The following is a 13188-nucleotide window of genomic DNA, read 5'->3' as shown; positions in this document are numbered from 1 at the left end:
CAGGCATTCGAGCGTCGTAGCAGCGGTTCTCGGACAGCCGGGGGCCGCGCCTGATCCCAGGGGGTGCGTGGTCCATGACCATGATCCACGTGACGGCGAGACCCGGCGGCCTGGCCCTGCGCGCATCCTGCGCCGGGGGCGCGGGCGGCGCGCGGGCGGCCTGCCCCGGCCCGGAGCTGCACGGCGCCGACGCGGCCGAGGGCGTGGCGCGGGCGCTGGCGGAGCTGCCGCGCGGCGCCCCGGTCACGGCGCTGGTGCACGGGTTCCGCTTCGACCCCGACTCCCCCGACAACGATCCCCATGCCGGCCTGTTCCACCCCGCCGACCCGCGCGGCTGGCCCGCGGGGCTGGGCCACGGGGCGGCGGACCCCCGCGCGGGGCTGTGCATCGCCTTCGGCTGGGACGCGCGCGGGCGCGGCGCCCCCGCCGCGCCGGGACTTCCCGACGTGGGCCTTCGCGACATGGACCGCCCCGACCTGGGCCTTCCCGATCCGGGACTCCCCGACACGGGACGCCCCCACACGGGCCTTCCCGACACGGGCCTTCCCACCGCCGAGCATCCCCGTTGCGCCCCCCCGCGCCCCGCCGATCCGGCGGGGCGCATTTTTCCCCCCGGCCCCGCGGCGCCGGACCGGCCCGGGGGCCTGCGCGCGGGGCTGCGCCACCTCGCCGGGGCCGCCCTGCGCGCGGCGCCCGACCTTGGCTTCGCGCGGGCCTGGCGGCGGGCCGAGGGCGCGGGGGCGCAGCTCGGCGCGCTGATCGAGGCGGTGCACGACGCCCGCCCCGACCTGCGGGTCAACCTGCTCGCCCATTCGCTGGGCGCGCGGGTGGCGCTGCACGCGCTGCGCGCCCCGGGGGCCGGGCGGGCGATCCTGCTCGGCGCCGCGGTCCATGCCGAGGAGGCCCGGCGGCTGATGCCCCCGCCCCGTCCCGCCGGACAGGGCGGCGGCCCCGAGGTGATCAACGTCATCTCCCGCCGGAACGACCTGTTCGACCTGTTGTTCGAGGCCGCCGCCCCCGCCGGGCGCGGCGGCGCCCGCGCCGCGCTGGGCCGCGCCGGGCTGGGCGAGCGGCGGGCGGACTGGATCGACCTGCAGCTCGACGGTCCGGCGCAGGAGGCCTGGCTGGCCGCCCGCGGCCACGCGCTCGGCCCCGCGCCGCGGCTGCTGTGCCACTGGGGGTTCTACGAGCGGCCGGGGGCGCTGGCGCTCTGGGCCGCGATGCTGCGCGGCGGCGCGGCCTGGGCGCCCGAGGCGCTGCGCCGCGCGGGGGCGCCGGAAACGGTCGCCCCCCGCTGGGCCGCCTATGCCGCCGCCGCGCGCCGCCGCCCGGCCGGGGACGCGACGGGGGCCGAGGAGGACTGGGGCGACGCCACCGCCTGAGGCGCGGCCCGGGGCGCGGCCCCGGGCGCAGGTCGCCGCCGGGCCTGCCGCGCCCCGCGCCCCGGCCCGCCCCCCTGCGCGCCGCCTGCCCGGCGCGGCGCGGCCGGGCGGCGCGGGGGCCTTGCGCCCCCCAAGCCCGGCCGCCACGCCCTCCTCGCCTCCCCCTCACCGCCGCGCGAGGCCGCCGCCCCTTGCCCGGCCGCCCGCGCCGGTCCACCCTGCCGCCTCCCGCAATCGCCGCCGGAGGTCCCCATGCAGGCGCCCATCACGCTCTATTACTGGCCCACGCCGAACGGCTGGAAGATCTCCATCGCGCTCGAGGAGTTCGGGCTGCCCTACGAGACGAAGCTGGTGAATATCGGCCGGGGCGAGCAGTTCGAGCCCGCCTTCCTCGCGATCTCGCCCAACAACCGGATGCCCGCGATCACCGACCCGGAGGGCCCGGACGGCGAACCGGTCTCGCTCTTCGAATCCGGGGCGATCCTGCAATATCTCGCCCGCAAGACCGGGCGCTTCTGCGGCGCGACCGAGCGCGCGCGGATCGAGGTCGACCAGTGGCTGATGTGGCAGATGGGCGGCCTCGGCCCCATGGCCGGACAGGCGCATCACTTCCTGCACTACGCCCCGGCGATGGAGCCGTCGAACGACATTCCCTATGCCAAGGACCGCTACCGGGGCGAGGTGAACCGCCTCTACGGCGTGCTCGACAAGCGGCTGGCGGACCGGGAATTCGTGGCCGGGGACTATTCCATCGCCGACATGGCGATCTGGCCCTGGGCCTGCCTCTGGGCGCGGCAGGAGCAGGACCTCGGCCAGTTCCCGCACATGGCGGCCTGGCTCGACCGCGTCTATGCGCGCCCGGCGGTGCAGAAGGGCCGGGCCCTGCACAAGGAGCTGCGCAAGGGCGCCGACCAGGACAAGGAGGCGCAGAAGGTGCTGTTCGGCCAGAAGGCGCGCTGACAAGGCGCGCAAGGGTGAAGGGCCGCGGCGAAAGGGGGCCGGGGGATGCCCCCCGCCCCATTCGCGGCCCCGTCCGCACCCCCCTCAGCGGCGCATCAGCCGGAACACCTCGGACGCGCCCCAGCCCGCGGTCAGCGCGATGAAGATCGACAGCAGGCCGTAGGCCGCCGGGCTCTCGCGGCTCAGCGCATAGAGCCACCGCTCCAGCCCCACCTTGCGCACGGCGATGTCGGTCTCGAACACGTCCTGCACCTCCTGCTCGCCGAGCAGGAACACCCGGGCGCGGTAATCGCCCTCGACCAGGTTGGCGGGCAGGTTCACGTCGACCGCGAACAGCGTGTCCTCCACCACCTCCACCGCGCGCGGAAGCTCCACGTAAAGCCCCTCGTTCCGGCGGATGCGGATCACCGCCTCGCGGAAGCTCTCGGGCTCCGCCACGCCCTCGGGCAGGTACAGCAGGCTGACCAGCTGGTTGATGCCGATCCGGTGCTTGAGGTCCTCGCGGAAGCTCAGGATCTCCTCCACCGGGTGCGAGGAGGCGACGGCGTAGAAGCTCGGGGCCTCGTCGATCAGCACCTCGTCGGTATTGGCCCAGACGCCCGCCACCCGGTCCTTGCGCCGCACCAGTTCGGGGGCCGAGGGGCCGGCGATGGTGACGATCACCTGCAGCGGCTCGTCCGAGGGCGCCGTGCGCTTGACGGCGCCGAAGACGAAGATCTGCGAGCCGGAGAAATCCGCGGTGATCGAGACGCGGTTCTGCGACAGGGCGGCGACGATGCTGCGCCCGGCGCCCTCGGCATCCAGCGGGTCGGCCTGCGCCTCCGCCTCCTGCGCCGCGACGCCGGGGGGCTGGGCGAGGGGCAGCGCCTCGCGCGCCGCGTCCGCCGCGGCCCCGGCCGCGTCGCGCGCGGCGTCGAGCGGCGCCTCCAGCGCCCCGGCGGCGGCGTCCAGCGCCTTGCGCGCCTCCGCCCCGGCGCCTTCGCCGTCCTGCGCCGCGCCCGCGCCGGCCAGCGCCACCAGGATCGCGGCGAGCCCCGCCGCCGGCGCCCTCATGCCCCGCTCCTGGCGATGGAATAAAGCTCCTCGGGCGTGGCCACCAGGTCCCAGGCCAGCTTCAGGCAGACCAGCAGCACCAGCGCGGCGAGGGCGAAGCGCATCTGCTCGGCCTTCAGCCGCATCCCGAGGCGGGCGCCGAACTGCGCCCCGATCACGCCGCCGATCAGCAGCAGGACCGCGAGGGCGACGTCCACGGTGTAGTTCTCGGTCGCGTGCAGCATGGTGGTGACGGCGGTGACGAACAGGATCTGGAACAGCGAGGTGCCGACCACCACCGCGGTCGGCATCCCGAGGATGTAGATCATCGCCGGCACCATCACGAAGCCGCCGCCCACGCCCATGATCGCCGCCAGCACGCCCACCATCAGCCCCACGCCGAAGGGCGGGATCGCCGAGATATAGAGGTTCGAGGCCCGGAACCGCATCCGCAGCGGCAGCCCGTGCACCCAGTTGTGCCGCTTGCGCTTGCGCCGCGGCATCCGCCCCGAGCGCGCCCGGCGCAGGGCCGCGAGGCTCTCGATGAACATCAGCGCGCCGATGACCCCGAGGAACAGCACGTAGGCGAGGCTGACCATCAGCTCCACCTGCCCCATGGCGCTGAGGATCGAGAACAGCTGCACCCCGAGGAACGAGCCCAGCACGCCCCCCGCCAGCAGCACCAGCCCCATCGGGATGTCCACGGTCTTGCGCCTCAGGTGCGCCAGCACCCCCGAGGCCGAGGAGCCGACGATCTGCGTCGCCCCCGTCGCCACCGCGACCGCGTGGGGAATGCCGATGAAGATCAGCAAGGGCGTCATCAGGAAGCCGCCGCCCACGCCGAACAGGCCGGATAACAACCCGATCACCCCGCCCAGCCCGAGGAGGAGAAACGCGTTCACCGACACCTCGGCGATGGGCAGGTAGATCTGCATGGGCCCTCGTGATGCGCAGGGCCCGGCGCGCCGCGCGGGCGGCGGCGCCGGGGCGGCCCGTCGCCGGCAGGTCCGGCGGGGCCGTCCCAGACTCGGCCCGGCGGGGGGGCGGTGTCAAGACGCCTGTTGATTGAGCGATCAATCAAGCGCGCAGGGCCGCGCTGCGCCCCCGCCTTGCGCAGCGGTCGGGGCGGCGGCGCAGGGGCGGGCGCGCGGGGCGGCGGAGGGCCGCCGCGGGCGGCCTGGCCCCTGCGGGCATTCTCGCCGCCGCGGGCGGGCGAGGCAACCGGCAAGGCGGGCGGGACAGCGCCGCGGGGGCGCAGGCCCAGCCGCGGCGCGCCGATCGCGCCGCGCCGGCGGACCCGGCCGGACCGGCGCCCGCCCGGCCCGGATCAGTCCCCGTCCTGCCCCAGGCAGGGATAGCTGTCGACCAGCGCCTTCCAGACCAGCACCCGCGCCTCTTCGCCATGGGCGTCGGAGTTCGCGGCGAGGTAGTCGATCACCAGCTGGCGGGTCCCTTCCTGGGTGACGCCATCGGGGGTGCAGAACCCGACCGCCTGGCGCAGCACGGCCCCGGCATCCTCGCCTTCCTTCACCGCGCCGCCGCGATAGAGCAGGATCAGGCCGCCGAAGCCGATCCCCTCGATCGCGCCGAGGATATAGGCGTCGCAACTGGCCGACTCGACCGGCGAGGCGCCGGGCTTGCAGGCGTCGAAGAGGTCCGCGCCCCGCAGCGGGCCCGCCTGCGCGTGGACGGGCGCGAGCATGGGCGCGAGGCAGACCAGCATCGCCCCGAGAAAACTGTTTCTCATGGTAATTCCCCAAAGAACTTCACGGAACGCCCCAACGGGCGCCCCGGCATCTTGCGCGAATTGTCAGCGTCCCGCCAGTTCCGCCCGCCAGGCCGCCCAGGCCTCGGGGGTGTCGAGGTCGAGCCGCGCCGCCCGGCCCGGGGTCGGCACGTCGGTCACGAACTCCTCGTTCGCGCGCAGGATGTCCCGCGCGCCCTCATCCCCCGACAGGCGCGAGAGGCTCTCGAAGAACCGCCGCCCGAACAGCACCGGGTGGCCCGGGCGGCCCTCGGAATCCACCGCCCGGCAGATCGCCCGCCCCTCTCCCGGATCGAAGGCCGCGAGCAGCCGATCCACGTGCTCGGCCCCCACCTCGGGCATGTCCGCCAGCGCCACCACCGCGGCGTCCATCTCGGGGCCCAGCGCCGCAAGGCCCGCGCGGATCGAGGACGCCATGCCCTCGGACGCCTCGGGGTTCTCCACGATCTTCACCGGCAGCCCCTCCAGCGCCTTGCGGCGGCGCGCATCGCCGGGGCGCAGCACGGCCCAGACGCCGTCCACCCCCGATTGCAGCAGCGCGCGCGCGGCCCGGCGCAGGGCGGGCTCCCCGGCCACGTCCTCGACCAGCTTGTCGCGCCCGCCCATGCGGCGCGAGGCCCCGGCGGCGAGCAGGATCGCCGCCGCCTGCGGGCGCTCCGGCGCCGCGGCGCCGCCCGAGCGGGGCTGGGGGCGCGAGGGGATCTCCTTCAAGAGGCCCCCGACGCCCATCCCGGCGATGTCGGAGGCGCTGATCTCGATCCCGCAGACCAGCCGCTCCAGCACCCAGTCGACGCCGTTGAGCGCGGGCGAGCGCACGCAGCCCGGCAGGCCGACGACGGGCCGCGCGGCCCCCGCCTCGCCCGGCAGGGTCCCGAGGAACATCAGGTTGCCGGGATCCACCGGCATCCCGAAACGGTCCACCGTGCCGCCCGCGGCCTCGACCGCGCCGGGGCCGACATCGCGCCTGTCCGACGTGGCCGAGCCGCCGAGGATCAGCGCGACATCCCCGGGCAGATCGCGCAGCGCGCGGGCCAGCGGGGCGGCGGCATGGGGCACGCGCACGACCTGCGACAGCTCGACCCCCAGCGCGGTCAGGCGGGCGCGCACGGCCTCCTCGCCCTTCTCCAGCAGGGATGGCTTCAGGCCCGGGGTCTCGGTCAGGATCAGCCCCGCGCGCCGCAGCCGCGGCGGGCGTAGGCGGATCGGGCGGGCGGCGGCCGAAAGGATCGCGCAGGCGTCCTCGACCGCCGCGCGGGGGGCCGCGTAGGGGATGATCTTCACCGTCGCCGCCATCTGCCGCGGCCGCATCCGGGCCTTGTCGGGAAGCGTCGCGATGGTGATCGCCTCGTGCAGCGCGTTGACGGCGTTCACCGCCTCCGCGTCCACCTCCAGCACGCCCCCGGTCAGGGCGTAGAGGTTCAGCCGCCCCGTGAAGGGCGCCGACATCGACAGGCAAGCCGCCTCGGGCGCCGGGGCGAAGGCGCGGCCCACAACCTGCGCGGCCTCGTCCTCGTGCACGTCGTCGTCGCCGAGACGCGCGGCGATGATCTCGACGAACCCCGCGGCCTCGAGCGCGGCGATCTCCTCCGGGCCCAGGCGCAGGCCCTTCTTGAGCTTGCGCGTCCCGGCGGTGAGGGAATGGGCGAGGATCGCGCCCCCGGCATCCCGGAGGCGGGTGGGTCCGAAGATCACGCCGCGTCCTCCGCGGGTTTGAGACCGGGGCGCGTCGCCGGGCGGCGCAGGCGCTCGGTCACCTGGGCGATGATCGAGGCGGCGATTTCCGCCGGCGTCTTGGCGCCGATGTCGAGGCCGACCGGCGCGTGGATCCTGGCGATCTGCGCGGCGGTGAAGCCCTCGGCCTCGAGCCGCGCGACGCGCTTGGCATGGGTGCGGGTCGACCCGAGACAGCCAAGGTAGAAGCAGTCCGAGGCCAGCGCGATGCGGATCGCCGGGTCGTCCAGCTTCGGGTCATGGGTCAGGGTGATGACGGCGGTGCGCTCGTCGAGGCCGATCTTCTCCATCGCCTCGTCCGGCCAGTCATGCAGGATCGCCTCGCCCGGGAAGCGGGCCTGGGCGCCGAAGGCCTCGCGCGGGTCCACCAGCGTGGCGTCATAGCCCATGATCCGCGCCATCGGCATCAGCGCCTGGGCGATGTGGACGGCGCCGACGACGGCCATGCGCAGCGGCGGGTTGTGGACCCCGAGGAACCAGTCCTCCTCGGGCGTGAAGCCCGACTTGTCGCCATCCATCGCCGCCAGCGCCGGGGCGGCGAGGGGCGTGGCGTCGTCGCGGTACACCAGCCGCCGCGCCCACGTGTCGGGATGGACGGCGTAGACGCAGGCGCGGCGCTCGGCCCTCGCCTGGGCCAGCTCCTCGACCAGCGCCTTCGCCGGGCCCTGGCCGATGCCGATGGGTTCGACCAGGATGCGGATCCGGCCGCCGCAGGCGAGGCCCACGGCGAAGGCGTCGTCGTCGGACACCCCGAATTCCACGATCCGCGGGGTTCCGTCCTCCAGCGCCTCCAGCGCCTCGGCCACCACCGCGCCCTCGACGCAGCCGCCCGAGACGGAGCCCATGATCTGCGCCTCGTCCGAGATCGCCAGCTGCGCGCCCGCCTGGCGGGGGGCCGAGCCCCAGGTCTGCACCACGGTGGCGAGGGCGGCGCGGCGCCCCTCGGCGATCCAGCCGAGGGCGATTTCGGGGATGCGGTCGTGATCGGCGGCGGCGGACATGGGCACGGCTCCTTCGGCGCGGATGAGGCGACGGGGACGATGGGACAGGGTGACTATGGGGCGGGACGGGGCCCGGGGAAAGGGCTGCGAAAGGTGGAGATGCGCCGCGGCGGGGGCGTCCGCCCGGCCGCGCGGGTCGACCGGGCGGGATGGCGGCGCGGCGGGGACGCGCGGCCCGCGCGCGGCATGGTCGTGCGGCCCGCACGCGGCATGGGTCGTGCGCAGGCGCGCGCGGCATGGGCCGTGCGCAGGCGCACGCGGCCTGGGTCGTGCGCAGGCGCACGCGGCCTGGGTCGTGCGCTGGCGCGCGCGGCATGGGTCGCGCGGCCCGCGCGCGGCACGGCGTCCCGCGCGGATTGACCGATCCCGGCCGGGACGCCATCTCGGGCGGCATGTCCCCGCTCCGCCCCCTCGCCGCCCTGCTGGCCTGCGCGCTCTGCGCCCTGCCCGCCCCGCCCGCCGCCGCCGACTGGCGCGCCGCGCGCTGGGACGCCGCCCCTGAACAGGCCCGCGCCGTGGCGGGCCAGGCGCAGGAGATCGCGCTCGGCTATGGCGGCGGCCTCACCGCCCGGCTGATGGGCGAGGAGCGCGTCGCCGGCCGCGTCTTCCGCGCCCTCTGGCAATTCGACGCGGGCGGCCTGCGCCAGGTGTTGATGGAGCGGCGCGGCCCCGACGCGACGCCGGGCGACGCGCAGGCGGTCCTCGCCGCCCTGACCGGGGCGCATGGCCCGCCCGGGCTTCTGTGCGACGCGCCGCGGGACCGGGTGCGGGCGGCGGCCTGGCGGCTGCCGGGCGGGGTGCTGCACCTCGTCGCCTTCGACTGGACCGGCGGCCCGGCCTTCGCGCGCAGCGCCGCCGACCTGCTGCGCCCGGGCGAGCGGGAGATCCCCGCGCCCCCCGCCGCGCCGCGCCCGACCCTCTCCGAGCGGATCGCCGCGGAGGCCGCCCGCGCGCTGGTCGATGAAAGCCCGCCGGGCGCGCGGGGCGGGCTGCACCGCCGCAGCCAGCCGCGCCGCCTTCTGCTGCGCTGGCACGACCCGGGGGCGGAGCGGCTGATCGGCGCCGCCTGCCGTCCCGCGGCGGAGTGAGGGCGCGCCCCCGCACGCCCTCTCCCCCCGGGGCCGGCATCCGGCGTCCCGCGCCCCCACGTGCGCGCATCGCCGGTCGTCGGTCGCCGGACCCGCGGCCGCGCGCCCCCACGCGCGCGCGGCCGCCGGCCTCCGCCCCCGGGTCCCTCCCGGGTCCCCCCGCGGGCCCCGGAAGGGCGCGGCTCAGCCGAACAGCAGGTCCTCGGGCGCCTCGCCGCGGGCGATGGCCGGGTCCACGTGCATCAGCTCGAGCGTGCCGTGATCCATCTCCAGCTCCACCCCCGGCGCGGCGATGGACAGGACCCGCGGCATGGTCAGCCCCTCGGACGCGGGTTCGAGCTCGAAATGTACGATGCCCGGGCCGGATTCGTCGTAGAACTCGATCGGCGGCAGCGGGCGCTTGCCGACGAAGCGGTCATCGGCGGCGACGTCGAAATGGTCCTGCATGGTCGTCCTCCCCTCTGTCCGCGGCGCAAATGCCGCAAGGGAAGGATGCGGCGCGCGGGCGCCGGGGTCGCGGCGGAAACCGGGCGGTTTCGGCGCTGGGATGAGCGCGGCGTGAATGCCGCCCCGCCTCAGCCCTTCTCGAGCAGCCCCATCAGGCGGCGCTTGTCGCCATTGTCATCCGGCTTGCCCAGCGCGTCGGCGAAATCCTGCAGGCTGTCCACGTTGTGGCAGGCGCGGAAGCTGTCCACGTTCGGCAGCAGCGCCTTCACGCCCCCCGCCTTCGGCGCGAACCCGTCCCAGCGCAGCAGCGGGTTCAGCCAGATCAGCTTGCGCGAGGACAGGTGCAGCCGCTCGGCCGCCGCGCGCAGCCGCTCCGGGTCGTCGCGGTCGAGCCCGTCGGTGATCAGCAGCACCACCGCCCCCTGCCCCAGCACCCGGCGGGACCAGTCGCGGTTGAACTCCTCGAGGCAGGCGCCGATGCGGGTGCCCCCCTCCCAGTCCTGCGCCTCGGCCCCCGCGGCGCGCAGGGCGGCGTCGACGTCGCGCGCCTGCATGTGGCGGGTGATGTTGGTCAGCCGGGTGCCGAAGGTGAAGGCGTGGACCTTGGCCCAGCCCGCCCCCTTGGCGTTGGCGGCGGCATGGAGGAAATGCAGCAGCATCCGGCTGTAGCCCGACATCGACCCCGAGATGTCGCAGAGCGCCACCAGGTTCGGCCAGCGTTCCCGCCGCGCCCGCATCTTCAGCTCGTGGATCTCGCCGCCATGGCGCATCGCGTCGCGCATGGTCGCGCGCCAGTCGGGGCGGCGGCCCTGGGCCGAGGGCCGGGTGCGGCGCGACTGGATGGGTTTGACCGGCAGGCGCAGCTGGGCGATGGCGCGGCGGGCCATGGCCTGCTCGGCCGCGGTCATCTGCTCGAAATCGAGGGTCTTGAGCTTCTCGTCGGCCGAGAAGGTCAGCGTCGCGTCGATCTCGATCTCGCGCCCCTCCTCCTCCTGCTCCTTGATCGGGGGCGGCGGCTGGTCGGCGCCTTCCAGCAGCGCCTCGGCGGCGCGCTTCTCGGCGTCTTTCGGCTTGTGCGGCTCGGCCACGCCCCGGACCATGGGCGAGAGCATGGAGATCATGTGCTCGAGGAATTGCGGATCGCGCCAGAACAGGCGGAACACCTGGCCGTAAACCTGCCGGTGCTCGGGCTTCGAGATGAAGCAGGCGGCGAGGGTGTGGTAGAAATCGCGCTTCGAGGTGAACCCGGCGGCTTCGACCGCGCGGATGGCGTCGGTGACGCGGCCGGGGCCGACCGGCAGGCCCGCATTGCGCAGGGCCCGGGCGAAATGGATGATGTTGTGTTCCAGCTTCCCGTTCTCGGGGATGCCCAGGTCGGCGAAATCAGCCATCTCGTTTCCTTGTCGTCGCCCGGCGCGCGCCGGGCGGTCAGTCCTGGGGCGGGGCGCAGCGGCGCGCGCGCATCTTCCGGGTCAGCGCCCAGGCGGCCAGCCCGCACAGGGCGAAGACGGCCAGGCCCGCCAGGACGCTCGTCAGCCGCCCCAGCCGGTCGCGAAGCGCTTCGCCCGTGAACGCGGACGCCGCCGCGGCCGCCGCCCGGGGCGCGCTGAAGGCCAGCGCGCCGCCGAGGGTCCAGCCGGCGAACAGCGCAAGGCAGCCGAGCATGATGAGGAAGAGCGACGCGGCGCCGCCCGCGGCGGGCCGCCCGGCGGCCTCCGGCGCCCAATCGGCGACCGTGGCCGCGGCGATGATCCCGACAAGCGCGAGGATCTCGCCCCTGGTCATCTTGCGGCGTCGCGTCTCGAAGCGCCTGAGCCAGTCCATCCGAAAACCTCCCCGCCGTTCTTACGCGGGCTCGAGCGACCTCTTGGCCTCTTCCAGGATCCGCGTGGCTTCAGAGCCCTGGATCTTCGCGATGTCATCCTGGTACTTCAAGATGGCGCCCAGGGTGTCGGCGATGACCTGCGGCGACATCTGGATGGCGTCGAGCGCCACGAGGCATTTCGCCCAGTCGATCGCTTCGGCCACGCCCGGTTTCTTGAACAGGTCCTCGGTCCGCAGGGTCTGCACGAAGGCGACGACCTCGCGCGACAGCGCCTCCTGCGCCTCCGGGGCCTTGGCCATGACGATCTCCAGCTCGCGCTCGAAATCGGGATAGCCGACCCAGTGATAGAGGCAGCGGCGCTTCAGGGCGTCATGCACCTCTCGGGTCCGGTTGGAGGTGAGGATGACGATGGGCGGCTCCTCGGCCTTCACCGTGCCAAGCTCGGGGATCGTCACCTGGAAGTCCGACAGGGCTTCGAGCAGGAACGCCTCGAAGGGCTCGTCCGTGCGGTCGAGCTCGTCGATCAGCAGGATCGGCGCGCCGCCCTCCTGCGGGCGCATGGCCTCGAGCAGCGGGCGGGCGATGAGGAATTCGTCCGAGAACAGCTCATCCGTCAGGCGCTGGCGGTCGGCGCCGCCCCCCCCGACTCCTGTGGCTTCGGCGGTGCGGATGGCGACCATCTGCGCCGGGAAGTTCCATTCGTAGACCGCGGAGGAGGCGTCGAGGCCTTCATAGCACTGCAGCCGGATCAGGCGGCGGCCCAGCATGGCGGCGAGGGCCTTGGCGATCTCGGTCTTGCCCACGCCCGCCTCGCCCTCGAGGAACAGCGGGCGGCCGAGCTTGAGCGACAGGAAGGCGACGGTGGCGAGGGCGCGGTCGGCGACATAGCCCACATCGGCGAGGCCGGACTGCATCTCGTCGATTGAGGCGGGGATCTGGGTCAAGGGTCGGCTCCTGCTCGCGGCGGTCGGGTCGGGAGCAATGGAAGCGCTGCGCCGGGCCGGGTCAACCCCGCCTATGGCGCCGGGGCGGGGCGTCGCGGGGGCTGAAACGGTTTCGCCCTTGCCCTTGTGGGGGGAGGGGCGGCCGCCCTCGGAGGGGGGCAAGCCCCCCGCTCGGGCGCCCGCGCCGCGCGGGGCGCGGCGGGCGCGAGGGAGCGGATGGGGCGAGGGATGGGCCGCGCGGGGCGGGGGGGGAAGGACGCGGCAGCTTCCGTGAGCGCTTTCAGGTCAAATGAGCCGCGGCGAATTTCTAGATGCAATGATTTCAGACAGTTGAGGGGATACCATTTCACTCCACATGAGCCGATTTGGCCGTGAAGGAGGCAGGAACGCGAAAGGCCGCGCGAGCGGCCTTTGGAAAAACTCAATGATTTCAATGGGCCCTGTGCGCGTCGCTCGGGCGCTTGGCAACTATTCAGTTGCCGGTTGCCTTGCCTCGATGACCTCAAGCACGGCATCCACATCGCGCAGATCGGTACGGCCAGCCTGCCCACCAGGCGCTGCGAACAGCCCTGAAGACGCAACGAAATCCAGCATGGCCAAGACAGCGGTATGGTCGATGGTTCGCCCTGCAATCCTATCCTCGGATATCACTGGCTTACTGCTTTCCGCTTGCGCTTTGCAGAGCTGTTGCAGCAAGTGGACGGTCGCATCATAGGCGGCAACGGCCAGTTTTCTCTTTGCATCCTCATCAAGTGCCTTTGATGATGCGCGCCCAACAAGCCAGTCAATACTTACATCCATTCCATTGGCTATTGCAATCAGAGCATCAAGTCCGGGCCTGCGCGCGGCCTTCATCTTCATGTAGCTCTCTAGCGTACTCTTAGGCAGCCCGCACAGTTCGGCCATCGCTTGGATGGTCACGCCTCGCTCAACCCTCAGCTGGTGCAGCCTGAGCACAAGTTCGGACGGGCTGGACTCGTCATGCATTGGCAACCACCGTTTTGCACGCCTAG

At 74.1% G+C, this 13188-nt stretch carries 13 protein-coding genes; 3 read left to right on the top strand and 10 right to left on the bottom strand.

From position 1 onward, the window contains the following. Window positions 1–74 precede the first annotated feature (74 nt). Together ACQ5SO_RS16490 and ACQ5SO_RS16485 are read left to right on the top strand one after the other, a co-directional pair. Window positions 75–1382, top strand: coding sequence for a hypothetical protein (locus ACQ5SO_RS16490; protein ID WP_430942724.1), 1308 nt, complete (start codon window positions 75–77; stop codon window positions 1380–1382). 252 nt (window positions 1383–1634) lie between these two features. Next, on the top strand, window positions 1635–2342 hold the full coding sequence (locus tag ACQ5SO_RS16485) for a glutathione S-transferase N-terminal domain-containing protein (RefSeq protein ID WP_430942723.1): 708 nt from the start codon (window positions 1635–1637) through the stop codon (window positions 2340–2342). Window positions 2343–2426: 84 nt separating this feature from the next. Here the strand turns inward: ACQ5SO_RS16485 and ACQ5SO_RS16480 are convergent, their stop codons facing one another. The 5 genes from ACQ5SO_RS16480 to ACQ5SO_RS16460 all read right to left on the bottom strand — a co-directional run bounded on the left by ACQ5SO_RS16480 (window position 2427) and on the right by ACQ5SO_RS16460 (window position 7871). Then, window positions 2427–3395, bottom strand: a complete 969-nt coding sequence (locus ACQ5SO_RS16480) for a TIGR02186 family protein (protein ID WP_430942722.1) — start codon at window positions 3393–3395, stop codon at window positions 2427–2429. Then, complete coding sequence (locus ACQ5SO_RS16475; RefSeq protein ID WP_430942721.1) at window positions 3392–4309, bottom strand: sulfite exporter TauE/SafE family protein; 918 nt, start codon at window positions 4307–4309, stop codon at window positions 3392–3394. The genes ACQ5SO_RS16480 and ACQ5SO_RS16475 overlap by 4 nt, the downstream gene beginning before the upstream one ends. Before the next feature lie 392 nt (window positions 4310–4701). Continuing rightward, window positions 4702–5121 (bottom strand): Rap1a/Tai family immunity protein, encoded by a 420-nt coding sequence (locus ACQ5SO_RS16470; RefSeq protein WP_430942720.1) that lies wholly within the window; start codon window positions 5119–5121, stop codon window positions 4702–4704. Between the two features lie 63 nt (window positions 5122–5184). Next, on the bottom strand, window positions 5185–6831 hold the full coding sequence (locus tag ACQ5SO_RS16465) for an NTP transferase domain-containing protein (RefSeq protein WP_430942719.1): 1647 nt from the start codon (window positions 6829–6831) through the stop codon (window positions 5185–5187). Beyond that, the gene (locus tag ACQ5SO_RS16460) at window positions 6828–7871 is read right to left on the bottom strand and encodes an XdhC family protein (protein WP_430942718.1); all 1044 of its coding nucleotides are present in this window, start codon (window positions 7869–7871) and stop codon (window positions 6828–6830) included. The genes ACQ5SO_RS16465 and ACQ5SO_RS16460 overlap by 4 nt, the downstream gene beginning before the upstream one ends. Before the next feature lie 356 nt (window positions 7872–8227). On the opposite strand from ACQ5SO_RS16460, the gene ACQ5SO_RS16455 reads away from it, so the two are divergent. Then, entirely contained in the window at window positions 8228–8959 is a 732-nt protein-coding gene (locus tag ACQ5SO_RS16455; RefSeq protein WP_430942717.1) for a hypothetical protein, read from the top strand. A 183-nt stretch (window positions 8960–9142) separates the two neighbouring features. On the opposite strand, the gene ACQ5SO_RS16450 is transcribed toward ACQ5SO_RS16455, so the two are convergent. The 5 genes from ACQ5SO_RS16450 to ACQ5SO_RS16430 form a co-directional block, all read right to left on the bottom strand. Then, the gene (locus tag ACQ5SO_RS16450; RefSeq protein ID WP_430942716.1) at window positions 9143–9406 is read right to left on the bottom strand and encodes a hypothetical protein; all 264 of its coding nucleotides are present in this window, start codon (window positions 9404–9406) and stop codon (window positions 9143–9145) included. Between the two features lie 128 nt (window positions 9407–9534). Beyond that, the gene (locus tag ACQ5SO_RS16445) at window positions 9535–10797 is read right to left on the bottom strand and encodes a vWA domain-containing protein (RefSeq protein WP_430942715.1); all 1263 of its coding nucleotides are present in this window, start codon (window positions 10795–10797) and stop codon (window positions 9535–9537) included. A gap of 37 nt (window positions 10798–10834) precedes the next feature. After that, window positions 10835–11230: a hypothetical protein gene (locus ACQ5SO_RS16440; protein WP_430942714.1), complete on the bottom strand. Its 396-nt coding sequence runs from the start codon at window positions 11228–11230 to the stop codon at window positions 10835–10837. Between the two features lie 21 nt (window positions 11231–11251). Then, window positions 11252–12175: an AAA family ATPase gene (locus ACQ5SO_RS16435; RefSeq protein WP_430942713.1), complete on the bottom strand. Its 924-nt coding sequence runs from the start codon at window positions 12173–12175 to the stop codon at window positions 11252–11254. A gap of 468 nt (window positions 12176–12643) precedes the next feature. Continuing rightward, the gene (locus ACQ5SO_RS16430; protein WP_430942712.1) at window positions 12644–13162 is read right to left on the bottom strand and encodes a helix-turn-helix domain-containing protein; all 519 of its coding nucleotides are present in this window, start codon (window positions 13160–13162) and stop codon (window positions 12644–12646) included. Window positions 13163–13188: the final 26 nt, after the last annotated feature.

The organism is Rhodovulum sp. DZ06 (genome assembly GCF_050586345.1).
GTDB lineage: Bacteria > Pseudomonadota > Alphaproteobacteria > Rhodobacterales > Rhodobacteraceae > JBOCEF01.
The sequence above is the reverse complement of the archived record's forward strand: the minus strand, read 5'-3'. Positions and strand labels throughout refer to the sequence as shown.

Coding starts and splice junctions, on each gene's coding strand:
- ACQ5SO_RS16490 (WP_430942724.1), top strand. CDS start 75: ATGACCATGATCCACGTGACGGCGAGACCCGGCGGCCTGGCCCTGCGC.
- ACQ5SO_RS16485 (WP_430942723.1), top strand. CDS start 1,635: ATGCAGGCGCCCATCACGCTCTATTACTGGCCCACGCCGAACGGCTGG.
- ACQ5SO_RS16480 (WP_430942722.1), bottom strand. CDS start 3,395: ATGAGGGCGCCGGCGGCGGGGCTCGCCGCGATCCTGGTGGCGCTGGCC.
- ACQ5SO_RS16475 (WP_430942721.1), bottom strand. CDS start 4,309: ATGCAGATCTACCTGCCCATCGCCGAGGTGTCGGTGAACGCGTTTCTC.
- ACQ5SO_RS16470 (WP_430942720.1), bottom strand. CDS start 5,121: ATGAGAAACAGTTTTCTCGGGGCGATGCTGGTCTGCCTCGCGCCCATG.
- ACQ5SO_RS16460 (WP_430942718.1), bottom strand. CDS start 7,871: ATGTCCGCCGCCGCCGATCACGACCGCATCCCCGAAATCGCCCTCGGC.
- ACQ5SO_RS16450 (WP_430942716.1), bottom strand. CDS start 9,406: ATGCAGGACCATTTCGACGTCGCCGCCGATGACCGCTTCGTCGGCAAG.
- ACQ5SO_RS16445 (WP_430942715.1), bottom strand. CDS start 10,797: ATGGCTGATTTCGCCGACCTGGGCATCCCCGAGAACGGGAAGCTGGAA.
- ACQ5SO_RS16440 (WP_430942714.1), bottom strand. CDS start 11,230: ATGGACTGGCTCAGGCGCTTCGAGACGCGACGCCGCAAGATGACCAGG.
- ACQ5SO_RS16430 (WP_430942712.1), bottom strand. CDS start 13,162: ATGCATGACGAGTCCAGCCCGTCCGAACTTGTGCTCAGGCTGCACCAG.